24 protein-coding genes are annotated in these 24779 nt (G+C 59.8%); 14 read left to right on the top strand and 10 right to left on the bottom strand.

Annotation, left to right across the window (positions count from 1 at the left end; translation table 11 throughout):
* Window positions 1–126: 126 nt before the first annotated feature.
* Both HBO41_RS05890 and pcaR read right to left on the bottom strand, forming a co-directional pair.
* On the bottom strand, window positions 127–1467 hold the full coding sequence (locus tag HBO41_RS05890; protein ID WP_017137229.1) for an MFS transporter: 1341 nt from the start codon (window positions 1465–1467) through the stop codon (window positions 127–129).
* A 144-nt stretch (window positions 1468–1611) separates the two neighbouring features.
* The gene (pcaR, locus tag HBO41_RS05885) at window positions 1612–2454 is read right to left on the bottom strand and encodes a pca regulon transcriptional regulator PcaR (RefSeq protein WP_017137228.1); all 843 of its coding nucleotides are present in this window, start codon (window positions 2452–2454) and stop codon (window positions 1612–1614) included.
* A 505-nt stretch (window positions 2455–2959) separates the two neighbouring features.
* On the opposite strand from pcaR, the gene HBO41_RS05880 reads away from it, so the two are divergent.
* On the top strand, window positions 2960–3160 hold the full coding sequence (locus HBO41_RS05880; protein WP_003189295.1) for a hypothetical protein: 201 nt from the start codon (window positions 2960–2962) through the stop codon (window positions 3158–3160).
* Between the two features lie 334 nt (window positions 3161–3494).
* Complete coding sequence (locus HBO41_RS05875) at window positions 3495–4970, top strand: inorganic phosphate transporter (RefSeq protein ID WP_017137227.1); 1476 nt, start codon at window positions 3495–3497, stop codon at window positions 4968–4970.
* A 198-nt stretch (window positions 4971–5168) separates the two neighbouring features.
* Here HBO41_RS05875 and ccoM read toward each other — a convergent pair whose 3' ends face one another.
* The 3 genes from ccoM to HBO41_RS05865 form a co-directional block, all read right to left on the bottom strand.
* Entirely contained in the window at window positions 5169–5285 is a 117-nt protein-coding gene (gene ccoM, locus HBO41_RS29660; protein ID WP_017137226.1) for a cytochrome c oxidase subunit CcoM, read from the bottom strand.
* Window positions 5286–5428: 143 nt separating this feature from the next.
* Window positions 5429–5623: a hypothetical protein gene (locus HBO41_RS05870; protein ID WP_138452551.1), complete on the bottom strand. Its 195-nt coding sequence runs from the start codon at window positions 5621–5623 to the stop codon at window positions 5429–5431.
* 68 nt (window positions 5624–5691) lie between these two features.
* Window positions 5692–6177 carry a lipocalin-like domain-containing protein gene (locus tag HBO41_RS05865; RefSeq protein ID WP_017137224.1) on the bottom strand — a complete coding sequence of 162 codons (486 nt, stop codon included), beginning with the start codon at window positions 6175–6177 and terminating at the stop codon, window positions 5692–5694.
* Window positions 6178–6335: 158 nt separating this feature from the next.
* Between HBO41_RS05865 and HBO41_RS05860 the strand changes: the two genes are divergently transcribed.
* From HBO41_RS05860 to HBO41_RS05850, 3 genes are all read left to right on the top strand, one after another.
* Window positions 6336–7208, top strand: coding sequence for a LysR substrate-binding domain-containing protein (locus HBO41_RS05860; RefSeq protein ID WP_169985436.1), 873 nt, complete (start codon window positions 6336–6338; stop codon window positions 7206–7208).
* Window positions 7209–7298: 90 nt separating this feature from the next.
* Window positions 7299–7769 carry a RidA family protein gene (locus HBO41_RS05855; protein WP_099548591.1) on the top strand — a complete coding sequence of 157 codons (471 nt, stop codon included), beginning with the start codon at window positions 7299–7301 and terminating at the stop codon, window positions 7767–7769.
* On the top strand, window positions 7766–8947 hold the full coding sequence (locus HBO41_RS05850; protein ID WP_169985434.1) for an aminotransferase class V-fold PLP-dependent enzyme: 1182 nt from the start codon (window positions 7766–7768) through the stop codon (window positions 8945–8947). The genes HBO41_RS05855 and HBO41_RS05850 overlap by 4 nt, the downstream gene beginning before the upstream one ends.
* On the opposite strand, the gene HBO41_RS05845 is transcribed toward HBO41_RS05850, so the two are convergent.
* Window positions 8944–9285 carry a hypothetical protein gene (locus HBO41_RS05845; protein ID WP_017137220.1) on the bottom strand — a complete coding sequence of 114 codons (342 nt, stop codon included), beginning with the start codon at window positions 9283–9285 and terminating at the stop codon, window positions 8944–8946. The two genes, HBO41_RS05850 and HBO41_RS05845, sit on opposite strands and share 4 nt — an antisense overlap.
* A 217-nt stretch (window positions 9286–9502) precedes the next feature.
* Here HBO41_RS05845 and rapA point away from each other — a divergent pair, with 217 nt between their 5' ends.
* Window positions 9503–12349, top strand: coding sequence for an RNA polymerase-associated protein RapA (rapA, locus tag HBO41_RS05840; protein ID WP_169985432.1), 2847 nt, complete (start codon window positions 9503–9505; stop codon window positions 12347–12349).
* 128 nt (window positions 12350–12477) lie between these two features.
* Here the strand turns inward: rapA and HBO41_RS05835 are convergent, their stop codons facing one another.
* Window positions 12478–13824 (bottom strand): MFS transporter, encoded by a 1347-nt coding sequence (locus HBO41_RS05835; RefSeq protein ID WP_017137218.1) that lies wholly within the window; start codon window positions 13822–13824, stop codon window positions 12478–12480.
* 251 nt (window positions 13825–14075) lie between these two features.
* On the opposite strand from HBO41_RS05835, the gene HBO41_RS05830 reads away from it, so the two are divergent.
* Together HBO41_RS05830 and HBO41_RS05825 are read left to right on the top strand one after the other, a co-directional pair.
* Window positions 14076–14441 carry a YkgJ family cysteine cluster protein gene (locus HBO41_RS05830; protein ID WP_017137216.1) on the top strand — a complete coding sequence of 122 codons (366 nt, stop codon included), beginning with the start codon at window positions 14076–14078 and terminating at the stop codon, window positions 14439–14441.
* A 138-nt stretch (window positions 14442–14579) separates the two neighbouring features.
* Entirely contained in the window at window positions 14580–16844 is a 2265-nt protein-coding gene (locus tag HBO41_RS05825) for a bifunctional diguanylate cyclase/phosphodiesterase (protein ID WP_169985430.1), read from the top strand.
* Between the two features lie 376 nt (window positions 16845–17220).
* Here HBO41_RS05825 and HBO41_RS05820 read toward each other — a convergent pair whose 3' ends face one another.
* Both HBO41_RS05820 and HBO41_RS05815 read right to left on the bottom strand, forming a co-directional pair.
* Window positions 17221–17541: a DUF2288 domain-containing protein gene (locus tag HBO41_RS05820; RefSeq protein ID WP_017137214.1), complete on the bottom strand. Its 321-nt coding sequence runs from the start codon at window positions 17539–17541 to the stop codon at window positions 17221–17223.
* Entirely contained in the window at window positions 17538–17744 is a 207-nt protein-coding gene (locus HBO41_RS05815; protein ID WP_138453093.1) for a hypothetical protein, read from the bottom strand. The genes HBO41_RS05820 and HBO41_RS05815 overlap by 4 nt, the downstream gene beginning before the upstream one ends.
* Before the next feature lie 138 nt (window positions 17745–17882).
* Here HBO41_RS05815 and HBO41_RS05810 point away from each other — a divergent pair, with 138 nt between their 5' ends.
* The 5 genes from HBO41_RS05810 (at window position 17883) to HBO41_RS05790 (ending at window position 22879) form a co-directional block, all read left to right on the top strand.
* Window positions 17883–19010: a branched-chain amino acid ABC transporter substrate-binding protein gene (locus HBO41_RS05810; RefSeq protein ID WP_017137213.1), complete on the top strand. Its 1128-nt coding sequence runs from the start codon at window positions 17883–17885 to the stop codon at window positions 19008–19010.
* Between the two features lie 228 nt (window positions 19011–19238).
* Complete coding sequence (gene livH, locus HBO41_RS05805) at window positions 19239–20162, top strand: high-affinity branched-chain amino acid ABC transporter permease LivH (protein WP_017137212.1); 924 nt, start codon at window positions 19239–19241, stop codon at window positions 20160–20162.
* Window positions 20159–21412: a high-affinity branched-chain amino acid ABC transporter permease LivM gene (locus HBO41_RS05800; protein ID WP_017137211.1), complete on the top strand. Its 1254-nt coding sequence runs from the start codon at window positions 20159–20161 to the stop codon at window positions 21410–21412. Before livH ends, HBO41_RS05800 begins: the two co-directional genes overlap by 4 nt.
* Window positions 21409–22176: a high-affinity branched-chain amino acid ABC transporter ATP-binding protein LivG gene (livG, locus tag HBO41_RS05795; RefSeq protein WP_017137210.1), complete on the top strand. Its 768-nt coding sequence runs from the start codon at window positions 21409–21411 to the stop codon at window positions 22174–22176. Before HBO41_RS05800 ends, livG begins: the two co-directional genes overlap by 4 nt.
* 1 nt (window position 22177) lies before the next feature.
* On the top strand, window positions 22178–22879 hold the full coding sequence (locus tag HBO41_RS05790) for an ABC transporter ATP-binding protein (protein WP_017137209.1): 702 nt from the start codon (window positions 22178–22180) through the stop codon (window positions 22877–22879).
* A gap of 50 nt (window positions 22880–22929) precedes the next feature.
* Here HBO41_RS05790 and HBO41_RS05785 read toward each other — a convergent pair whose 3' ends face one another.
* Window positions 22930–24222 carry an MFS transporter gene (locus HBO41_RS05785; protein WP_169985428.1) on the bottom strand — a complete coding sequence of 431 codons (1293 nt, stop codon included), beginning with the start codon at window positions 24220–24222 and terminating at the stop codon, window positions 22930–22932.
* A 225-nt stretch (window positions 24223–24447) separates the two neighbouring features.
* Between HBO41_RS05785 and HBO41_RS05780 the strand changes: the two genes are divergently transcribed.
* Window positions 24448–24756, top strand: a complete 309-nt coding sequence (locus HBO41_RS05780) for a DUF2282 domain-containing protein (protein WP_017137207.1) — start codon at window positions 24448–24450, stop codon at window positions 24754–24756.
* Window positions 24757–24779: the final 23 nt, after the last annotated feature.

Genomic DNA, 24779 nt, shown 5'->3' with positions numbered 1-24779 from the left:
ACGGATTGTTGTCTAGCTAATCGTTTACGAAAACTCGCTCAGTCTGAGGGCCTGGCTTATGTGGGAGCCAGCTCCCACCCAAGCCAGCTCCCACACAATTTAGCGCCCACTTGAATCGCGCGGGGATCAGGTAGCATCCGCATGGCTGACCATACCCTTGATCACCACGGCAGCCGTGGCCAACGCCGCCGGAATCACCAGCGCCGTCAGCACCTGCTCGAAGTTCCAGCCCAGGCCCAGCAAGGTGGCGCCCATCCACGCGCCGAGGATCGCGCCGAAGCGACCGATGCCGAGCATCCACGACACACCGGTCGCGCGGCCCTGTGTCGGGTAGAAGCGCGCGGCCAGGGATGGCATGGCCGATTGCGCGCCGTTGACGCACATTCCGGCGATCAACACCAAGGTCGCCAGTACGGTGATATTGCCCAGGCTCTGCCCCACGGCGTAGGCAAACACCCCGGCCAACAGGTAGAAAGTGCCGATGACCTTGTGGGGATTGAAGCGGTCCATTGCCCAGCCCACGCCGACCGCACTCAGCACGCCGCCGAACTGGAACAACGCGCCGATAAAGGCTGCCTGTTCCATACTGGCGCCGCTGTCGCGCATCAGGGTCGGCAGCCAACTGGTCAGCAGGTAAACAATCACCAGGCCCATAAAGTAGGTGAGCCACAGCAGCAGGGTGCCGGCGCTGTAGGTGCCGGAGAAGATCACCGCGAACACGTTGCGCGCCTTGACGGTTTTTTGCTCGGGCACGCTGAAGCTGCTCGCCTGGGCAACGATCGTAGGTTCGATGGGAGACAAGGTTTTACGCACCTTGTCGGTGCCGCGGTTGCGCACCACCAGGTAACGCGCCGATTCCGGCAGCCATACCAATAGCACCACCGCCAAAATCAACGGCAGAATGCCGCCGATCAGCAGCAGGCTATGCCAGCCAAACGCCGGGATCAGCTTGGCCGAGATAAACCCGCCGCCGGCCATGCCCAGGTTGAAACCGCAGAACATGCTGGTCACCAGCAACGATTTGTGGCGCTCGGGGGTGTATTCGGACAGCAGCGTCGTGGCGTTCGGCATCCCTGCGCCCAGGCCCAGCCCGGTCAGGAAGCGCAACACCAGCAGTTGGTCGACGTTGCTGCTGTAGGCCGAGGCCAGGCTGAATGCGCCAAACACCAACACCGCACTCACCAGCACCACTTTGCGGCCAAAACGGTCCGCCAGCGGGCCGGAACCGAGCGCACCAAACACCATGCCGATCAACGCGGCACTCATTACCGGGCCAAGGCTGGCGCGGTCGATGCCCCAGTCCTGGGACAGCGCAGGCGCAATAAAGCCCATGGCAGCGGTGTCGAGGCCATCGAGGAAGACAATCAGGAAACACAGGATTACCACACGCCACTGGTAACGCGAGAGTGGCTGGGCGTTGATAAAGGACTGCACGTCCAGGGTGGTACCGACAGAAGGCTGATTCATTATTTTTATTCCACACCGATGGCGGGCCAACGACCTGGGGTCGTCATTATTATTGGGCGGCTCTTCAGAGCGCTGCCGCACAGTAATAAGTCGGGGGAAACAGCGTCAATTGATCAAGCCGGGATCTGTGCGGTCACCGAACACTTAGGCAAACAGTTGCGCACTCAACTCGCGGCTGGCGCTGAGCATGCTTGGCAAAAACCGCTGCTCCAGCTCGCTGCGGCTGACACGCCCGGCGTGGGTGCTGACATTGAGCGCGGCCAACACCTGGCCGGAAGCGTCGTACACCGGCACGGCGATGGAGCGCAAACCCTGCTCCAGCTCCTGATCGACGATGCACCAGCCTTGTTGACGCACTTGTTGCAGGCATTCGAACAAGGCTTCGGGCGTGGTCAGGGTGCGGCTGGTCTTGGTTTGCAGGTCGGCGTGGTCGAGATAGTCCTTGAGCGAGGCATCGTCCAGCGCCGCCAGGAGGATGCGCCCCATCGATGTGCAATACGCCGGCAAACGCCCGCCCACCGACAGGTCCACCGAGATCAGGCGCTGGGTGGTGGCCGAGCGGGCGATATAAAGGATGTCGTCGCCTTCCAGGGTCGCCATGTTGCAAGCCTCGTGCAATTGCTCGCTCATACGGTCCAGGTAAGGCTGGGCCGATACGGCCAATGGCGTGGAGGACAAATACGCATGCCCCAGGGTCAAGACTTTGGGCAGCAGCGAATAGGTGCGCCCATCGGTGGTGGCATAACCGAGCTTGATCAAGGTGTGCAGGCAACGGCGCACGGCGGCACGCGGGATTTCGGTGCGATGACTGATCTGGGCGATGGTCAGGTGGCGTTTGCGCTCCTGAAACGCCTGCACCACGGCCAGGCCGCGCGCCAGGGAGGTCATGAAGTCCGGATCACCGGTAAACGCCTGGATACGCTTGGCCGGTGAAGCCACGATCGGCGGCGCCACTGATGCGAAGGAGTTGCGCAATTGATCGTTCATTTCCAGGGTCCTTTCTCTTGTTTTCAACCGCAGGGAGGGTTGGCCGCCATTACAAGCCGTGCCGGCCGGGATGCACAAGGTTGCGCCCGCAACATCGGGCGATTATCGGACAGCCATGCGATTATCGCAATTTTGCCGATGGAACCCGACAGCCGGGTAGACCACTACAGTCATGCGCAAAACACGCAAATGACTCACACCGTCATGTAACAAAAGTCTCACACGAAGTTGACGCTTTTTAACTTAATGCTGATAGTTTTATCCAAATGCGCCGCTATAATGCAGCTTGTGCAGAGGTCAGCCCGATTTCATTATCATCGGGAGTGGAGCTCACGAGGCGATGCGCGTTACAGGCATCATCGGTCACACATACCTGTTTATAAGATCTGCCCTTTGGCCCTTTTTCAAACTTGAATGGTTCTACTGTTCAATTTTGAACAACCCGAGGACGACTTTCAGGCATGACGCTGCACCGTCAATACACTCAACTTAATTAGGTAACACTGTGACGAAAGACGAACTGCGCGCGGAACTTGAGCGCCAGGAACAACGTTACAAGGACGTTTACGGCGGGGAAGTCACCACCTACGCCGCGCAACCTGAACCCGAGCGCAAACCCTGGCGCAAACGGGCCAGTTTGCTGGATCAGGCATTTGCCCAGGAAATTCAAAAGATTGAACAGGAACTCAAGACCGAAGAGCCATAAGCCCTTCGCTCAGAGTTTCCAGGGTCTTGCTGTCTCTGCCGGCCCAGCGCCGGCGGAAGGCACCGTGCATTGGCTCACCATTGGTCAGCGTCCTGCTGCCGCCAACGAAATTTCATACAAATGTTTCAGACATGACGTTTGCATGACAAATCCGTGTCTTTTCGGCCCCGCACTTTATAAATCAAAGACTTGCCAAAGCCCCGAAAACCCTGGGATGCGCCGCTTTGCCCGGTGTTTTTTCAGTGAAGATTGTTACCGATGAGCAGCTAATGCATCGATTACTGAGGTTTTCTGGCATAATCGCGCCCCCTTACGACCGGGTCAGAAAACCTTCATGATCGATTTATTCAGCGGACTGGATGCTTGGGTTCTAGTGAGCCTGTTGCTCGCCCTGGCCTTTGTCCTCGCCTTCGAGTTCATCAATGGCTTTCATGACACCGCTAACGCGGTGGCCACAGTCATCTACACCAAAGCCATGCCGCCGCACCTGGCCGTGTTCTTCTCCGGGGTGTTCAACTTCCTCGGCGTGTTGCTCGGTGGTGTCGGCGTCGCCTACGCCATCGTGCACTTGCTGCCGGTGGAGTTGCTGATCAATGTGAACACCGGCCATGGCCTGGCAATGGTCTTCTCTTTATTGGCAGCGGCGATCACCTGGAACCTGGGCACCTGGTACTTCGGTATCCCGGCCTCCAGCTCCCATACCTTGATCGGCTCGATCCTTGGTGTCGGCCTGGCCAATGCCCTGATCAACGACATCCCATTGGCTGACGGTGTGAACTGGCAGAAAGCCATCGATATCGGTGCTTCCCTGGTGTTCTCGCCGATGGCCGGCTTCCTGGTCGCAGCTCTGGTGCTGATCGGCCTGAAATGGTGGCGCCCACTGTCGAAAATGCACAAGACCCCGGACCAGCGCCGCAAACTTGACGACAAGAAGCACCCACCGTTCTGGAACCGTCTGGTACTGGTGATCTCGGCCATGGCCGTGAGCTTCGTACACGGCTCCAATGATGGCCAGAAAGGCATCGGCCTGATCATGCTGGTGCTCATCGGTATCGTACCGGCGCAGTTCGTACTCGACCTGGGAAGCACCACTTACCAGATTGAACGTACTCGCGATGCCACCGTGCATTTGAGCCAGTTTTACGAGCGCAATAACGCCACGCTCGGCGAGTTCCTGGCACTGGGCAAAAGCGTGAAGGACGACCTGCCGGGCAAGTTCCGGTGCAACCCGCAGCAGACCGAGCCGACTATCAATGCATTGATGGAAACCCTGAAAGGCGTTTCCGACTACCACTCGCTGACTGCCGAGCACCGCATTGAAGTGCGCCGCTACTTGCTGTGCCTGGACGACACCGCGAAGAAAGTCGGCAAGCTGCCGGGCCTGGATGCGCGTGAGAAGTCCGACCTGGACAAGCTGCGCAAAGACTTGACCGCCACCACCGAGTACGCCCCGTTCTGGGTGATCCTCGCCGTCGCACTGGCCCTGGGCCTGGGTACCATGGTGGGCTGGAAGCGTGTGGTACTGACCATCGGTGAGAAGATCGGCAAGCAGGGCATGACCTATGCCCAAGGCATGTCGGCACAGATCACCACGGCGAGCATGATTGGCCTGGCCAACATTTTCAGCCTGCCGGTTTCCACCACTCACGTACTGTCTTCAGGCGTGGCCGGCACCATGGTTGCCAATAAGAGCGGCCTGCAAGGCGGCACGGTGAAGACCATCCTGATGGCTTGGGTGTTGACCTTGCCGGCAACCGTGGGCCTGTCGGCCGGGTTGTTCTGGCTGGCCTCCAAGGCGCTGGGCAGTTGATAGCCAACCGTTGAAAAAGAAGGTGCGACCTCGATGAGGATCGCACCTTTTTTTATGCAACTACAGGTGCGGGACGCAGAGCGTCCTCGGCGGCATTCCCACGCGGAGCGTGGGAACGATCACATTAAATAGCAGGCAAAAAAAAGGGCGACCGAAGTCGCCCAAAATGCCTTGCGTGCTCATGTAACCCAGAAGAACTTACGGTTCTTTACGCTTATTAGCGTCCTTCCAGATAAAAATCCCAAACCCTACAAAAAACAGCACCATGAGGCTGACAGTCAGCACCCCGGCAAACACCACATTATCGAAAAACATGACCGGCCTCCTGCTCATGCCCTGTTGCGATAGGGCTAAGTTAATGGAGAAGGCGGAGTGGAAAATTGACCGGGATCAATGTCGCCCGCAACGGGGCTTAAAGAAGGGTAATAACTGACCTGCATCAACAAATGCAGGCTGTTTCAACGCTTTTTCGGCTTGTTCTTGGGTTTTTTCTTAACTTTGCCAAGCGGCATCGCCTGCTCAAATGCCTGGCGAACTTCATTCAGGCGCTTGTCATTCAAGTCATGCACACGTTTGGCACGTTCGGCATTCAGGTCGATCAGTTTGTCGTCTTCACTCATGGCTGGGCTTACGTCGTGGCGGGAATGGCTCAATAATGCGGCCTCTCCCGCTCGACGGCAAATGCCAGGGTGAAAATCCTCGTACTTCTCTTTCCTGGCGCTTATTTATCCCGCTCAAACGTAATGATGGAACGTGTAGTCCCCGGCCAATTCGGCATTTGGCGCCAGGGCGTCAGCACTTCCAGCGTATCGCCCCTGACCTGAAAATCGCGGCATTGCACCGTCCCCACCCACGCCGGATTCCAGGCAGAATCAACCTCTGTGCACCATTGATTGCCCTCGACCCGCTCAATACCGGTATAAGCCACCAGCGTATTCAACAGCGCTGATTTTTCAGCGTCGGAAGCGCCGGGCTTTCTTCCCTCACCGGTCAACACGAAAGCCACTCGATGATCCGCGGTAAAAATAACGCGCCCGGAAGGACGGCTGCCCATTGCCGGAATTTTCTCACGGGTATCCTGGGACTCGACCTGATAGCCGACCAGCTTCCAGGCCCCGACCAGCGGTGACTCATTCGCTGCTGCGCCCGCGCAAAGGCCCATCGAAACAGCCAACCCGATCACATTTGCCTTTATAGGGAATTTCATCGCTCTACCGTCTCAAAAAAGACACAGAGCTTTGCGCACGGCTGCCCGGGGAGATGTAGGGCATATCCCCAAACTACGACAGGAGAATCTGCGGGCGACAAAAGGAAGCACATCGCCCAAAATCGACACTTTCCAACTTACCCTGTAGGCGCACTCAGTTGGCACTGCACAATGACCTTCCGCCGCTGCTGGCCCTGCGCGCTTTTGAGGCGGTGGCGCGGCACTTGAGTTTTATCAAGGCCGCCAATGAGTTGTCGGTTACCCAGAGCGCACTCAGCCACCAAGTGCAAAAGCTCGAACAGTATCTGGGCAAACCACTGTTTATCCGACGCACCCGCGCGATCGATCTGACCGCCGACGGCCAAGGTTACTACGACGAAATCCGCCCGGCCCTCGATATGATCGCCGCCGCCACCCGCGCGCAGAAAGTCGCCCCCACGACCACAATTTTGCGCGTGGGCCTGCTGGCCTCGTTTGCCACCCTGTGGCTGGCCCCGCGTCTGGCCGGGTTTCTCAACCGCTACCCGCATATCCAGGTGGAACTGCTGCCCGCGATTCAATTAGCCAACGTCGCCACCGCCGAGGTCGACCTGGCCATCCGCTATGGCAAGGGCGACTGGCCCGATGTACAGGCCACGCGTTTGATGGCGGAAGTCATTTCACCGGTGTGCAGCCCGGCCTTCAAGGCCAGCCAACTGCACAATGCGCCCTTGTTGATGGCCACCTCGCACCGCCCTTTCGAGTGGACGGATTGGTCGGCGCACTACCAGGTCAACCTCGACCACCATTCCCGCGTGCTGCTGCACGACTACAACATCGTGGTCGAAGCCGCCGTGGCTGGCCAAGGCATCGCCATGGGCCGTCACCGCCTGATAGAGCGCAGGCTCAAGGACGGCAGCCTGGTGGAAGCCTTTGACTGGCCGCCCTACCACAGCGAAATCGGTTACTGGCTGATCGTGCCTCAAGGCCCTGCGAGCCAAGCGGTCGAATGCTTCAGTCAATGGTTGAAAGACACCTGCGCCGATGCATGAGCTATTTCGATACGTCGAGTGAGATCTATCCGTTTGTCGCCCATTGATACAACAAACATGCTCAAACCTCTTAACCCAAGAGGATCCAACATGAGCGACTCCATCCGCCAACGCGTACAAGCCCTTGGCCTGACGCTGCCAACCCCTAGCCAGCCGGCGGCCAATTACATCAATCATGTGGTCAGCCAGAACCAGCTGTTTATCTCCGGGCAAATTCCTATGCTCGACGGCAAACCCGCCTACATCGGCCGGCTGGGGCAATCCCTCAGCGATGAAGAAGGTGCCCAGGCAGCAGAGCTGGCGGCGTTGGGCTTGCTCGGCCAGTTAAGTGCTGCCGTCGGTGATGACCTGTCGCGTGTAGTGCGCATTCTCCGCTTGGGCGTGTTCATCGCCAGCAGCGGCGATTTCACGCGCCAAAGCGTCGTTGCCAATGGCGCATCCAATCTGGTGGTCAATGCCCTGGGCGACAAAGGCCGGCACGTGCGCACCGCCGTCGGCGTCTCGAGCCTGCCCGCCGGCGTCGCCGTGGAGGTGGACGCAATTTTCGAGCTGCTGTCGTGAGCCCGCTGCAGGTCCAGCATTTGCGTGACGACACACCTGGCTGCCAATCAGGCATCGTGCACTTCAACCATGCCGGTGCCTCGCTGCCGAGCCAAGCCACCCTCGACGCGATCATCGACCAGTTGCAACGCGAAGCCCGCGATGGCCCGATGGAGGCCGGCGAGCATGGCGCGATCCTGGTAGAAAAAGCCCGGCGCGCAGCTGGGCAATTACTCAATGCGCCCGTCTCCTCGATTGCCTTCGCCAGCAGCGGCTCAACCGCCTGGAGCCTGGCGTTCCAGGCCTTGGGGCCGTGGCAGCCGGGCGATCGCATCCTGGTCGGGCGCCATGAATGGGGCGGCAACCTGGCGAGTATGCAGTTGGCCGTGCAAGCGGGTGCCCGAGTGGAGGTGATTCCCTGCGATGCAACCGGCGCAGTCTGCCCATTGGCGCTGGAAGCAATGATTGATGCCAACGTCAAGCTGATCGACCTGACCTGGCTGCCGGCCAACGGCGGCCTGATCAACCCTGCCCAGGCCATCGGCGAAGTGGCCAGGCGCCACGCAATCCCCTACTTCATCGACGCCGGCCAAGCGGTCGGCCAGTTGCCGGTGGATGTGCAGGCGCTGCACTGCGATGTGCTCAAGTCGGCCGGGCGTAAACACCTGCGCGGGCCGCGGGGTACGGCGCTGCTGTATGTGCGACCAGACTTTCTGCAACGCCTGAACCCCGCCCAGCGCGACGTGTTCTCGGCGCCCTGGACCGTTGAAGGGTTCGACCTGCGTAACGATGCCCGCCGCTTTGAAACCAGCGAAGTGTCCTACGCCTTATTAGCGGGGTTGGGCAATGCGTTGCAGGAAGTTAACCGACTGGGCGTGGAGCGGACATGGGAAAGGGTCTTGCAGCTTAGCGGACGAATCCGCGACGCGCTGCGTCAGATTCCGGGTGTTTCCCTGCACGATCTGGGCACGGTTCACTCAGGATTGATCGCCTTTAACCTCGCCGGCTGGGAGGCGTTTGAACTCAAACGTCGGCTGGGATTAAAGCGCATCAACATCGGCGCCAATGGTGTGGCCTACACGCCTCTGGATATGCAGGCGCGGGGTCTTACAAGCATCGCGCGGGTTTCTGTCAGCCCACTCAACACCGAACACGACATCGAGTTGCTGATCGCCGCGCTGCGCGAATTGCGCGATTAAACCTCGACGTCCACCCACAAACCCTGGCGCGGCGCGTCCTCGATCAGCGGCGCTACCGGCACGGTGTTGTCGGCGTTGAGCTCATCGCCGGGGATCGCCAAGTGCGCGTCAGGGTCTTCATCCGCTTCGCGCCGGCGTTTCTGCTGTTCTTGCTGGCGGCGTTGTTCTTCGCGCAGTAACAAGGTCGACTGCTCGGCATCGCCCTTTTTCAGGTCGATGGTGCTTTCGTTGGAGCCGGCCTGCACGGGCACCACGGGCGGGATATCCGGCTTCTGGCGCACCGGATCAAGTTGCGACGTGACCGGCACAACGCTCAAGGGCAGTATGGGTGGCAGCATGGTTTTTAGTCTCCTATTGCGCAGACTGTCGGCTGCGGGAGGGGCGACTTGAGCATCAAGCCCCCAACTTGTGAACCAATCGTCATCTATCCGACGAACATATCGCCCTTTTTCTTGCCGCTTGGAGCTTAAAGCTTGAAGCTGCAGCTATTCCTTTTGGTCTGGAAGCCGTGTTCCGTTAGAATAGTCGGCTTTTTCACGGCGGGAGTCAGGCAGCATGGCGCAGCAGTATCAACCGGGGCAACGCTGGATTAGTGACAGCGAAGCAGAGCTGGGGTTAGGCACCGTTCTGGCACAGGACGGGCGCTTGTTGACCGTGCTCTATCCGGCCACTGGCGACACTCGTCAGTATGCGCTACGGAATGCGCCCCTCACTCGCGTGAGGTTTTCGCCGGGTGACAGCATCACCCATTTCGAAGGCTGGAAAATGACCGTACAGGAAGTCGACGACGTCGATGGCCTGCTGGTCTACCACGGCCTCAATGGGCAGAACGAGCAGGTCACCCTGCCGGAAACCCAACTGTCGAACTTCATCCAGTTCCGTCTGGCCAGCGACCGTCTGTTCGCCGGGCAGATCGACCCGCTGGCCTGGTTCTCGCTGCGCTATCACACGCTGGAACACACCAGCCGTCAGTTGCAGTCCTCGCTGTGGGGCCTGGGCGGCGTGCGTGCGCAACCTATTGCTCACCAACTGCACATCGCTCGCGAAGTCGCTGACCGTATCGCGCCACGGGTATTGCTGGCCGACGAAGTGGGCCTGGGCAAGACCATCGAAGCCGGCCTGGTGATTCATCGCCAGTTGCTGTCGGGTCGCGCCAACCGCGTGCTGATCCTGGTGCCGGAAAACCTGCAACACCAGTGGCTGGTGGAAATGCGCCGCCGCTTTAACCTGCAGGTTGCGCTGTTCGACGAAGAGCGTTTTATCGAAAGCGATGCCGCCAACCCGTTCGAAGACACCCAGCTTGCACTGGTTGCACTCGAATGGCTGGTGGACGACGAGAAGGCCCAGGACGCGCTGTTCGCCGCCGGCTGGGACCTGCTGGTGGTCGACGAAGCCCACCACTTGGTGTGGCATGAAGAAAAAGCCAGCCCGGAATACGCGCTGGTCGAGCAACTGGCCGAAGTGATCCCTGGCGTGCTGCTGCTCACCGCCACCCCGGAACAACTGGGCCAGGACAGCCACTTCGCACGCCTGCGCCTGTTGGACCCGAACCGCTTCCACGACCTGCATGCCTTCCGCGCCGAAAGCGAGAACTATCGCCCGGTAGCCGAAGCCGTGCAGGAACTGCTGGACAAGGGCCGCCTGTCGCCAAAAGCGCACAAAACCATCCAGGGTTTCCTCGGTGACGAAGGTGAAGCACTGCTCAGCGCCGTCAACGATGGCGACACCGAAGCCAGCGCACGCCTGGTGCGTGAGCTGCTCGACCGCCACGGCACCGGCCGCGTACTGTTCCGTAACACCCGCGCCGCCGTGCAGGGTTTCCCGGAGCGCAAGCTGCATGCCTACCCGCTGCCGAACCCGGACGAATACCTCGAACTGCCGCTGGGCGAACACGCCGAGCTGTACCCGGAAGTCAGCTTCCAATCGCAACCGGATGTTGAAGAAGAAAACCGCTGGTGGCGCTTCGACCCGCGCGTCGAGTGGCTGATCGACCAGCTGAAAATGCTCAAGCGCACCAAAGTGTTGGTGATCTGCGCCCACGCCGAAACCGCCATGGACCTGGAAGACGCCCTGCGCGTGCGCTCCGGCATCCCGGCCACGGTGTTCCACGAGGGCATGAACATCCTCGAGCGTGACCGCGCTGCTGCCTACTTCGCAGACGAAGAGTTCGGCGCCCAGGTGCTGATCTGCTCGGAAATCGGCAGTGAAGGCCGCAACTTCCAGTTCTCCCACCACTTGGTGCTGTTCGACCTGCCGTCCCACCCCGACCTGCTGGAACAGCGGATCGGCCGTTTGGACCGGATCGGCCAGAAGCATGTGATCGAACTGCACGTGCCGTACCTGGAAACCAGCCCGCAAGAGCGCCTGTTCCAGTGGTACCACGAAGCGTTGAACGCGTTCCTCAACACCTGCCCGACCGGCAACGCCTTGCAGCATCAGTTCGGCCCACGCCTGCTGCCGCTGCTGGAAAACGCCGACGACGGCGAGTGGCAAGCCCTGATCGACGAAGCGCGTGCCGAGCGCGAGCGTCTGGAACAGGAACTGCACACCGGTCGCGACCGCTTGCTGGAGCTCAACTCCGGCGGCGCGGGTGAAGGCGATGCGCTGGTGGAAGACATTCTTGAGCAAGACGACCAGTTCGCCCTGCCGATCTACATGGAAACCCTGTTCGACGCCTTCGGCATCGACAGCGAGGACCATTCGGAAAACGCACTGATCCTCAAGCCCAGCGAAAAAATGCTCGACGCCAGCTTCCCCCTGGGCGACGACGAAGGTGTGACCATCACCTACGACCGTAACCAGGCGCTGTCGCGTGAAGACATGCAGTTCATCACCTGGGAACACCCGATGGTGCAAGGCGGCATGGACCTGGTGCTGTCCGGCTCGATGGGCAACACCGCCGTGGCGCTGATCAAGAACAAGGCGCTCAAGCCAGGCACCGTGTTGCTCGAACTGCTCTACGTCAGTGAAGTGGTTGCGCCGCGCTCGCTGCAACTGGGCCGCTACCTGCCACCGGCCGCCTTGCGCTGCCTGCTGGATGCCAACGGCAATGACTTGTCCGGCCGCGTGTCGTTTGAAACCCTGAACGACCAACTGGAAAGCGTGCCACGCGCCAGTGCCAACAAGTTCGTGCAGGCCCAGCGCGATCAGCTGACGCCGCGCATCAACGCCGGCGAAGAGAAGATCACCCCGCGTCACGCCGAGCGTGTGGCCGAGGCGAAACGCCGTCTGGCAGCCGACACCGACGAAGAACTGGCGCGCCTGACCGCGTTGCAAGCGGTCAACCCGACCGTGCGCGACAGCGAACTGGTGGCGCTGCGCAACCAACGCGAGCAAGGCCTGGCCATGCTCGACAAGGCTGCGCTGCGGTTGGAGGCGATTCGAGTGTTGGTGGCGGGTTGATCAACATGCGGGCCTTTGATCGTTCCCACGCTCTGAGTGGGAACGCCGCCCTGGACGCTCTGCGTCCGCTCCTAGAAGCATGACGCAGAGCGTCACAGGATGCATTCCCACGCGGAGCGTGGGAACGATCAAGCTACAGCGGCAGCAGCCGGCACCTCAACCGCCCCCAACCCATCTTTCATCTTCTTGGCATCGCGCACAAAACTGCGCGAGGCCTGGAACAGAAACAGCATGGTCAAGAACAGCGCCACCGGAATCAGGTACATGGCGTCGTGCAACCCAACCGCTTTATACGCCTCGGTCATCTGCGAGGCGCCATCGGCGTACATCGCCGAATGGGCAAAATGGTCGGACAGGCCGCCCACCACCACCGGCCCCATGCCACCGCCGAGCAAGTACAACCCGGCAAAAAACAGCGCCATCGCCGTGGCGCGCAGGCGTGGCTCAACCACGTCCTGAATCGCCGTGTACACGCAGGTGTAGAAGTTATAGGCGAACAACCAGCCCACACTGAACAGCGCCACAAACACGCCAATCTCAATGCGCCCCGCGTGCAAGGCCCAGGCAGTGGTAATGGTCGAGATAATCAAGCTGCACGCGGCAAACAGCAGCCGGCCGTTGGCGACGCGCTGATGGATCTTGTCGGCAATCCAGCCGCCCAGGGTCAGGCCCACCAGCCCGGTGATGCCGACGATCACGCCGGTGGCCACCGCGGCGTCCTGCAACGGCATCAGGAAGTAACGCTGCAACATCGGCACCAAAAATGAATTGCACGCATAGGTGGCGAAGTTAAAGCACAACCCGGCCAGCACCAGCCACAGGAAGGTCGGCACCGCCAGAACGCGACGAATCGGGCGGTCGACGCGCTCCTGGGAGACTTGCACGGTTTCCGCTGCGCCGCGCTTGGGTTCCTTGATATAGAACATAAAGATCGCGAGGATCAGCCCCGGCACGGCGGCGATAAAGAACGGTGCGCGCCAGCTGTCGAACGCCTTGACCATCGCGCCAATGGTGAAGAACGCCAGCAGCAGGCCCAACGGCAGGCCCAACATGAAAATGCCCATGGCCCGGGCGCGGCGGTGGGCGGGAAACAGGTCGCCGATCAGCGAATTGGCCGCCGGCGCGTAGCTGGCTTCACCGATGCCGATGCCCATTCGCACCAGCAAAAAGGTCCAGAAGCTGCCGACCATGCCGTTGACCGCCGTCAGCCCGCTCCAGGCAAACAGGCCCCAGCCCATCAGTTTGCTGCGTGAGCCGGTATCGGCCAGGCGCCCGAGCGGCAGGCCGGCGATGGCGTAGACGATGGTGAAGGCGGTGCCGATGATACCGAGCTGGAAGTCGCTCAAGTGCCATTCCATGCGGATTGGCTCGATGATGATGGCGGGGATGGTGCGGTCGAAGAAATTGAACAGGTTGGCGAGGAACAGCAGGAACAGAATGCGCCAGGCATTCGCCGCTTGGGTCGAGTTCTGCATGGGTCCGTCTCTTTTATTGTTATGAGAGCTGCGATGCCCGATGCATCCTGCCCGGTACCTGCAACATAATCAGGCCAGGCACGCTTGTCTGTAATGATTCGTAAAGCTGATAGGGCATGATTTCACCCGCAGCGACGGGACTTTCCCTACGAAAATATAAGTTCGCGCCCCCCTTCCCAACCGCCATGGCACGGATAGAATGGCGAGCCTTCCGTAACACCCACATCCTACTTTTCTTATCGATGACGCCCATGTCCGAAGCCAGTCCGTGTCTGAGTTGCGGTGCCTGCTGTTCACACTTTCGCGTGTCTTTCTTCTGGGGCGAGTGCGCCTCATCGGGCGGCACGGTGCCCGATGAACTGGTGGTGCAGATCAACCCCACACGCGTGGCGATGATTGGTACCGACCAGAAACCCGCCAGGTGTTGCAGCCTCGAGGGTGAGGTAGGCAAGGGCACCCGTTGCACCATCTATGAACAACGCTCAAGCCCCTGCCGAGAGTTCGATGCGTCGTGGAGCCAGGGCGAGCAGAACGTCGACTGCGATACCGCTCGCGCCGCCTTTGGCCTGCCGCCATTAGAAGCACCTTTTGAACTGGACCTGCCGATCAGCGCTTAGCATCAAACGCTATGGCAGGCATGCCAAAATGGTTGAAAGCAAAGTGCCATTATCCATGGAAAATCCTGCGCGGCTTCTATACTCGACTTCATAGGTCATCGCCGTTGGCTGTGACGTGACGCTATGACGGGGCTTGCTATGGAATGGCTGGGTCTGCATTTTTTTACCGACCTGCCAGAGAACGGGCACTTATTACTCAATTGCAGTCATAACCCTTTTCTGGTGCTACTGGCGTATCTGGTTGCTTGCGCGGCCGGCTTCGGCACGCTGGACATGGCTGAGCGCGTCGGCCATGTCGAAGACCCTACCGCCCGCCGTCATTGGCGTTGGCTGGGAGCGGGTTGCCTGGCGGGTGGCATCTGGTCGACGCACTTCATCAGCATGCTGGCCTTCCAGGCACCTATCGCCATTCATTATGAATTGATCATGACGTTCGCCTCGCTGGTGATCGCCTTGATCGCTTCGCTGTTCGCCATGCAAACCCTGAGTCATACCCATCTGCGATTCCATCAATACCTGCTGGCGTCGGTATGGATGGGCCTGGGTATCGCGCTGATGCATTACGTGGGCATGTCGGCCATGCGCTCCCAGGCCGATGTGTACTTCGAGACCGACCTGTTCATGGCCTCCGTGGCGATTGCCATCGGCGCCAGCCTGGCCGCGCTGTTGCTGTCGAGCTACCTGCGCACTGGCGCCGGCGTGTTTCATCAACTGCTCAAGTACGCCGCCAGCCTCGTGCTGGGCGCCGGCATCCTCAGCATGCACTTCACCGGCATGGCGGCCATGCGAATGCTGGTACCGGCCCGTGCTGACCTGTCGTTGCCACTGGATAACAACCCGATTCAACTGGGCCTGTCGGTGGCCGTGATCACCCTGCTGGTGATTGGCAGCAGCGTCAGCGCCGCCCTCGCCGACAAAAAACTGCAGCACAAGGAGCGTGACCTGCGCCGGGTCAACGCCCTGCTCAGTGAGCTGGACCAAGCCCGTGCCTCGCTGCAACAAGTGGCGCACTTCGATGCGCTGACCAGCCTGCTCAACCGTCGCGGCTTCAACCAGATCTTTGCCGAGAAGGTCGCCGAAAAAACCGCCGGCCACGGCATGATGGCGGTGATCTTCCTCGATATCGACCACTTCAAGCGCATCAATGACAGCCTCGGCCACGATGCCGGCGACCAACTGCTCACCGTACTGGCCGGGCATATCAAGGGGTCGGTGCGCAGCCATAGCGATGTGGTCGCGCGGTTTGGCGGCGACGAGTTCTGCATCCTGATCAACATTCACCATCGCGACGAAGCGCGGCACCTGGCCCAGCGCATCATGCATAAGATGAAAGAACCAATCGAACTGGCCGGCCGGCGCATGGTGATGACCACCAGCATTGGCATCAGCCTGTTCCCCGATGACGGACTGACCTGCGAAGAGTTGCTTAAAACCGCTGACCTGGCGCTGTACCAGTCCAAGGATGCCGGTCGCAACAGCTTGAACTTCTTCAGCTCCAACCTTAAAACCCGCGCCTTCCTCGAGCTGCAACTGGAGGAGCAATTGCGCGCTGCGTTGCGCGGCCGCAATGAATTGGTGCTGTTCTACCAGCCGATCTTCGACATGAAGCTGGGCAAGGTCACCCGCCTGGAAGCACTGGTGCGCTGGCAACATCCGCAACATGGGCTGCTGGCCCCGGACCGGTTTATCGGCATCGCCGAAAACAACGGGTTGATTGCCGAACTCGACCACTGGGTATTGCGTCAGGCCTGTCACGATTTGAGCCTGCTGTCTGACCGCGGTTACACCGAGCTGACCATGGCCGTGAACTGCTCGGCCTTGAACCTGGCCCGTGACGAGCTAGCCGATGAGATCGAAGCCGCCCTGCGTTTTGCCGGGATCGCCGCCAGCCGCCTGGAACTGGAAGTCACCGAAAACGCGCTGATGGGCAATATCAGCAGCACCCTGGCACTGTTGCGCCAGATCCGCGCCCTGGGCGTTTCGCTGGCCATTGATGATTTCGGCACCGGTTATTCATCCCTGGCCTACCTCAAGCGCCTGCCGCTCAATACCCTGAAGATAGACCGGTCGTTTATCCAGGACATTCCCAAGTCCACCGCCGATGTCGAGATCGTCCAGGCGATCATCGGCATGGCCCACACCCTGCACTTGCAGGTGGTCACCGAAGGCGTTGAAACCCAGGCGCAATTTGAACTGCTGCTCAAGCACGGCTGCGACTTTATCCAGGGTTACCTGCTGAGCCCGGCGGTGCCTTTGAGCGATGTGGTGGGTGTGATCCAGGGCATCCAGATGCGCAACCCACTCTACCCGTTCAGCATCGAGGGCAATAAGGACGCCATCGCGCCGAAGGACCCTGGTGCAGGCCGCATCGGCCCGCCGTCGATTGTCAGGCCCATTCGATGACGTCGTATCTTTGGGATTTAGCCATCATCTACTTGGATGAACGCCGACGAGCGGCCGAATCATCGGAGTACGCCGGGTACTCCTCTTGAAAAGTCAGGGTTGATCGTTCCCACGCTCTGCGTGGGAATGCCGCCTTGGACGCTCTGCGTCCGCTCTTCGTGACGCAGAGCGTCGCCGGATGCATTCCCACGCGGAGCGTGGGAACGCTCTGGCTTTGCCACACCCGGAAACAATTCCCCCGATGTTCCGCCCACTTTAAAACTGTTCCCGTGACGCTTACGTCACCGTCACCTGTGACCTTTCTCTACGGCAAGATGCCATCATGGCGCCAGCGGTTACTCGGCTACACACTTGCTCGGCAAGAAAACGCGCACCTTTATAGTGCGAGCCTTTCTTGCGCCGCCCTTTCCTGGATCAGAATCCACGGCGAAACCACGACCGCCCACAGGCTCGGATCACGCTCAACCAAGTCCAACGCCCGCGTCGCAGACACTTCGCCAAGGCTCCCTGCGGCCAGCCAACCAGCGACTTTGTCGCGGTTATCCTCGGCCATTCCTTCGGCCGCTTCGATCAAATCCAGGCCGGCGTCGACCCACAATAGGGCACCCTTGGCAAAGAACGGTTCAAGCTCCTTCCAGGAAATTTCGGCGGTTTCACCGAGCAGCTTGGCATAGAGGGTGCTAGGTTCTTGCGTCATGGGAATTCACCTGAAGAAAAAATCGGCGCAATCATAGCGTCAGGCGTCAGGCAGAAAAACCCAGTTGCAAATGAGGCACCGAACGAAAGTGTCAGGAAAGCCAAGGATTGCCCGAAACTCTGGCATAAGCCCGCCGCAATTCTGTCTTTTTCTTTCATTAAAGCGACACACCCAAGGTTTGCCCCCAGCAGCCAGCTTTTCAAGCGATCAACCGGCGCTCTACACTGTACCGGTACAGTTGCCAGGGCGATGCCGGGGGGATATCCGCGATATCTGATCCGGTTCTGCAGCTCACAAGGCCGCTAGAACTATAAAAAATACAACAGTAAGAGTGGAGCACTATGAATAAGGCTACTAAGCAGATTTCCAAACTGTTTGCCGCTATGGTCCTGGCTGGGGTTGCCGGCCATTCGTTCGCAGCCGACACCATCAAGATCGGTATCGCCGGGCCTAAGACAGGTCCAGTGACGCAATACGGCGACATGCAATTCATGGGTGCCAAGCAGGCAATCGCTGACATCAACGCCAAGGGTGGTGTCGACGGCAAAATGCTTGAAGCGAAAGAATACGACGATGCGTGCGATCCAAAACAAGCCGTTGCCGTAGCGAACAAAGTGGTCAACGACGGCGTCAAGTTCGTGGTCGGTCACCTCTGCTCCAGCTCCACTCAGCCAGCGTCCGACATCTATGAAGACGAAGGCGTGATCATGATCACCCCGGCGGCTACCAGCCCGGAAATCACTTCCCGTGGCTACAAGCTGGTGTTCCGTACCATCGGCCTGGACAGCGCCCAAGGCCCAGCGGCCGGTAACTACATTGCCGACCACGTGAAGCCGAAAGTCGTTGCTGTTATCCACGACAAACAGCAGTACGGTGAAGGCATCGCCACCGCCGTCAAGCAGACCCTCGAGAAGAAAGGCGTGAAAGTCGCCCTGTTCGAAGGCATCAACGCTGGCGACAAAGACTTCGGCTCGCTGATCCAGAAGCTCAAGCAAGCCAACGTCGACTTCGTCTACTACGGCGGCTACCACCCAGAGCTGGGCTTGATCCTGCGCCAGGCCAAGGAAAAAGGCGTGAACGCCAAGTTCATGGGCCCAGAAGGTGTGGGTAACGACTCCATCTCGCAAATCGCCCAGGGCGCTTCCGAAGGCCTGCTGGTTACCCTGCCGAAATCCTTCGACACCGACCCGGCCAACAAGGCCATCGTTGAAGAGTTCACCAAGAACAAGCAGGACCCAACCGGTCCGTTCGTGTTCCCGGCCTACTCGGCCGTTGAAGTGATCGCCGGCGGTATCGCCGCCGCGAAAAGCGAAGACACCGCCAAAGTGGCTGCTGCTATCCACGCCGGCACCTTCAAGACCCCAACTGGCGACCTGAGCTTCGACGCCAAGGGCGACCTGAAGGACTTCAAATTCGTGGTCTACGAATGGCACTTCGGTAAACCAAAAACCGAAGTTTCCCCTCAGTAAGCCAGGCGTTACTGGTCCAACAAGCCCACTGTGAGAGCAGTGGGCTTTGTTTTACGAGGTTTATGGGCCATGTCACCCGCGATCCGGGCGCTGGCTCACCTGAAAATCTTAAAACCGTCACCAGCGGTTCGCTGGCAAACGCTTCGTGCAACCTGATCACAGAGCAGGGCACCGAGCCGGAAATGACTCCACCAGTGAAATGCGTATCGGGTTTTTAGGAGCGCTGTAATGCCTGAGATCTATCATTTTTTCCAAACGCTGGTTAACGGCATGACCGTTGGCAGCACCTATGCCTTGATAGCCATTGGCTACACAATGGTTTACGGCATCATTGGAATGATCAACTTCGCCCATGGCGAGGTGTACATGATTGGTTCCTACGTGGCCTTCATCGCCCTTGCCGGGCTGGCCATGCTGGGTATCCATTCCCTGCCGCTGTTGATGACCGCTGCGTTCCTGGCATCGATCGTCGTGACCAGTGCTTATGGCTACAGTATCGAGCGCGTCGCCTACCGCCCCTTGCGTGGCAGCAACCGTTTGATCCCGCTGATTTCCGCCATCGGCATGTCGATTTTCCTGCAGAACACTGTATTGCTGTCCCAGGACTCCAAGGATAAGTCCATTCCCAACCTGATTCCGGGGAGCTTCTCCTTCGGCCCAGGTGGCGCACAAGAAGTGCTGATTTCGTACATGCAGGTGCTGGTTTTCGTCGTCACCCTGGTGGCAATGCTCGGCCTGACCCTGTTCATTTCCCGCTCCCGTCTGGGGCGCGCCTGCCGGGCCTGCGCCGAAGACATCAAGATGGCCAACCTGTTGGGCATCAACACCAACAACATCATCGCCCTGACCTTCGTGATCGGTGCCGCACTCGCAGCCATTGCGGCGGTGCTGCTGAGCATGCAGTACGGCGTGATCAACCCCAACGCCGGTTTCCTGGTAGGCCTCAAGGCTTTTACCGCAGCGGTCTTGGGCGGTATCGGCAGTATTCCGGGCGCGATGCTCGGCGGGCTGGTGCTGGGTGTGGCTGAAGCCTTTGGCGCCGACGTGTTCGGCGACCAGTACAAGGACGTCGTGGCGTTCGGCCTGTTGGTTCTGGTGCTGTTGTTCCGTCCGACCGGCATCCTGGGTCGTCCGGAGGTTGAGAAAGTATGAGCAGATATCTTAAATCGGCGTTCTTCAGCGCCTTGCTGGTCTGGGCCGTGGCCTTTCCGGTACTCGGCCTCAAGCTGAGCATTGTCGGCATCAACCTGGAAGTGCATGGCACCGGTCCCGTGACCCTGACCATCATCGCCCTGTGCTCGGTGCTGATGTTCCTGCGTGTGCTGTTCACCCAGCAGGTCGGTGCGTTGCTCAAGGGCAACCGTGGCCCGTTGGTGTCGCCCAAGGTCAGCCAATTCCTGACCCTGCCGCGTACCCAGCGCTACATCATCATCGGGCTGATCGTGGCCGCGTTGATCTGGCCGTTCTTCGGCTCGCGCGGCGCCGTCGACATTGCCACCCTGATCCTGATCTACGTGTTGCTGGGCCTGGGCCTGAACATCGTAGTCGGCCTGGCCGGCCTGCTCGACCTCGGTTATGTGGGTTTCTATGCCGTGGGTGCCTACACCTACGCGCTGCTCTCGCACTACCTGGGCTGGGGCTTCTGGATCTGCCTGCCACTGGCCGGCATGGCGGCGGCCACGTTCGGCTTCCTGCTGGGTTTCCCGGTGCTGCGCCTGCGCGGTGACTATCTGGCGATCGTGACCCTGGGCTTCGGTGAAATCATCCGGCTGTTCCTGCGGAACCTCACCGATATCACAGGTGGCCCCAACGGCATCAGCAGCATCCCCAAACCGACGTTCTTCGGGCTGTCGTTCGACCGCACCGCAGCCGAAGGCATGCAGACCTTCCACGAATACTTCGGGATCGACTACAACCCGGTGAGCAAAGTGGTGTTCCTGTACCTGGTGGCGTTGTTGCTGGCATTGGCGGCACTGTTCGTGATCAACCGCCTGCTGCGCATGCCGATCGGCCGCGCGTGGGAAGCGTTGCGCGAAGATGAAATCGCCTGCCGTGCATTAGGCATGAACCCGACCGTCATCAAACTCTCGGCATTCACCCTGGGGGCAACCTTCGCCGGTTTCGCCGGCAGCTTCTTCGCCGCGCGCCAAGGCCTGGTGACCCCGGAGTCGTTCACCTTTATCGAGTCGGCGATCATTCTCGCCATCGTGGTACTGGGTGGCATGGGCTCGCAGCTGGGCGTGATCCTGGCGGCGATCGTGATGATCCTGCTGCCGGAAATGATGCGTGAGTTCAGCGAATACCGCATGTTGATGTTCGGCGCCATGATGGTACTGATGATGATCTGGCGTCCCCAAGGTCTGCTGCCGATGCAACGCCCACACATGGAGCTGCGCAAATGAGCCGCGAGATCCTGAAAGTCGAAAACTTGAGCATGCGTTTTGGCGGCTTGCTCGCGGTCAACGGCGTGGCCCTGACCGTCAAAGAGAAACAGGTTGTGGCGCTGATCGGCCCGAACGGCGCCGGCAAGACCACGGTGTTCAACTGCCTTACCGGCTTCTACAAGCCGAGCGGTGGCAGCATCCTGCTGGATGGCCAACCCATCCAGGGCCTGGCCGGTCACGAGATCGCCCGCAAGGGCGTGGTGCGTACCTTCCAGAACGTGCGCTTGTTCAAGGACATGACGGCGGTCGAAAACCTGCTGATCGCCCAGCACCGGCACTTGAACACCAACTTCTTTGCTGGCCTGTTCAAGACCCCGGCGTTCCGCAAGAGCGAGCGCGAGGCCATGGAATACGCGGCGTACTGGCTGGACAAGGTCAACCTCACCGAGTTTGCCAACCGCCCGGCCGGCACCCTGGCTTACGGCCAACAACGCCGACTGGAAATCGCTCGCTGCATGATGACCCGCCCGCGGATCCTGATGCTCGACGAACCGGCCGCCGGCCTGAACCCCAAGGAAACCGAAGACCTCAAGGCGCTGATCACGGTGCTGCGTGAGGAAAACAACGCCACGGTGCTGTTGATCGAACACGATATGAAACTGGTCATGAGCATTTCCGACCACATCGTGGTGATCAACCAGGGCACGCCATTGGCCAACGGTACGCCGGAGCAGATCCGCGACAACCCGGAAGTGATCAAAGCCTATTTGGGGGAAGCGTAAAATGCTGCAATTCGAAAACGTTTCCACTTTCTACGGCAAGATCCAGGCGCTGCACAGCGTCAACGTGGAAGTGCGCCAAGGTGAAATCGTCACGCTGATCGGCGCCAACGGTGCCGGCAAGTCGACCTTGCTGATGACCCTGTGCGGTTCACCCCAGGCCCACAGCGGCAGCATCCGCTACATGGGTGAAGAACTGGTGGGCCAGGCTTCCTCCGAGATCATGCGCAAGAGCATTGCCGTGGTGCCCGAAGGCCGTCGTGTGTTCTCGCGCCTGACGGTGGAAGAGAACCTGGCCATGGGCGGGTTCTTCACCGATAAGGGCGATTATCAGGAGCAGATGGACAAGGTGCTGCACCTGTTCCCACGGCTCAAGGAACGCTTCAGCCAGCGCGGCGGCACCATGTCCGGCGGCGAGCAGCAAATGCTCGCCATCGGCCGGGCGCTGATGAGCAAGCCCAAGCTGTTGCTGCTCGACGAGCCTTCACTGGGCCTGGCACCGATCATCATCCAGCAGATCTTCGATATCATCGAACAACTGCGCAAGGACGGTGTAACGGTATTCCTGGTGGAGCAGAACGCCAACCAGGCGCTGAAAATCGCCGACCGCGCCTACGTGCTGGAAAACGGCCGGGTGGTGATGCAGGGCACCGGGGAGCAATTGCTCACGGATCCGAAGGTGCGTGAAGCCTATCTCGGTGGCTGAGCCATTGAGGTAACAAAAAAACGGCCTTCGGGCCGTTTTTTTATCGCGGTTCAAAGCGTCGCGACCAACTCCCCCTTGCCCGCGCGCTGGCCGGCCAGCATCAATGCCCCGCCCAATAGCAACAAGCCCGCCGCCAGGAAGATATACGCGCCGTACACATCCAGCGGCGCGTCGAAATAGGCTATGACGCGCTCTGCCCTATTCAATGTCTGAGAACACACCAGCGTACCGGTCAACGAGGCAATGGCCAGTACCGGCGTGACCGTTGCGGACACACGCCCCATGTAGCCTTCAGGCACGGCTTCCTGAAGCATCGGCCCTTGCACAATCGCAAACACCGAGAAGAACACCCCACAACTGAACATCAGCGCCCAGGCCAGGTAAAACGGCGGATGCAGCGAATACGCCAGGTAACTGAACCCCATGCACAGCAACGCAAAGGTAAAGGCCTGGCGCGTGCTCAATGACTTCAACAGCGGCCGGACCAGCACGGCAGCAATCAACCCGCCGACAGGGAACGCCGCGAGAATCAGGCCGTATTCATAAGGGCTCAAGCCCAGGGTTTTGAATGCATACAAGGACAACGCGACGTTATTGACCCCCAGGGAAAACCCATACAACGCCACACCGATCAGCAACGTTCGAATCGAGGCGTGCCCCCAGGAAAACCGCAGCCCTGCGAGCACTCCATGCCAAAAGGGCGGCCGTTGTTGCTCGGCCAGCAAGGTCCGGCGCAAGCCCTGGGTAGATGCGATGCACAGGGCCGAACAGGCAAAGGCCAGCACATTGATCAGCAGTGCCAGGGCGGGGCCCACCCAGACAAACAAGGCCGGCCCCAGGGACGCCGACAACACTGAAATGCCCGTCAGGGAAAACATTGCCTTGGCCGATGCTTCAACGCGGCGTGCCGAAGGGATGACCACTTGCATGATCGCCTGGCGCGACGGGTTGAAAAACTGTGCGGCCGTGCTGTTCACCAACAACAACAGCAGAACGCCGACGAACACTTGCATCGGGTCCAGCCCGGCCAGTGAATAGATCACGAAAAAGATCAGGAAGTTGAGCACCCGAATCCCATCCGCCGCGATCATCACGTACAACGGGGCCATCCGATCGACCCAAGCCCCGGCCAGTGGGGCCACCCATACACGCGGTATAGCCGAAGCCGCCACTGCCAGGCCTACGGCCGTCGGCAAGAACGCACTGTCGTGAAACAGGTCAGTCACCAGCCACACAATGACGGTGCTCTCGAAAACGAACTCGCCAAACGATGAGAGGGCTTGCCCCAGCCACAAGAATGAGAAATTTCTGCTGATGAAAAAATCTGCAAAGCGGTTCTTCACAGCCAACGCTCCTTATTGGTCTTGCGCACATTCGCCCAGTGCCAGGCATTGCTTGATCCTACAGCAAGCGCATACGGGGCTTGCGAACACTAAGACTCACGGCGCCATTTGCTCGGCCTCGAAAATTTATTTATCACCTGCTGTAACGCAGCCTGATGCCCCAACTCTAGAGGGGTAAGCAAGCAAAAACGCTTCCTTACCCAACCTCACTGCTGGAGTTACACCATGACTACTAAATCCCGTTCGCTGTCCGCCGCTACCCTCGTTCTGGCCCTGGGTTCGGCCCTGAGCTTTTCCGCCCTGACCAACATGGCCCACGCTGACGAAGCGAAAATGGACAAGTGCTTTGGTGTCGCCGAAGCCGGCAAGAACGATTGCGCTGCAGGCGCCGGTACTACCTGCGCCGGTACCTCGAAAGTCAAAGACCAGGCCAACGCCTGGAAACTGGTCCCAGCCGGCACGTGCGCCAAGACCCCAAGCGCCACCTCGCCGACCGGTTTCGGCCAGGAAGCAGCCTTCACCGCCAAGTCCTGAAACCCTGCAAAACCTGAGTACTG

The sequence above is a fragment of the Pseudomonas sp. WS 5146 genome (genome assembly GCF_012985495.1).
GTDB classification, from domain to species: domain Bacteria; phylum Pseudomonadota; class Gammaproteobacteria; order Pseudomonadales; family Pseudomonadaceae; genus Aquipseudomonas; species Aquipseudomonas edaphica.
This window is presented reverse-complemented; position numbering and strand designations above follow the sequence as displayed.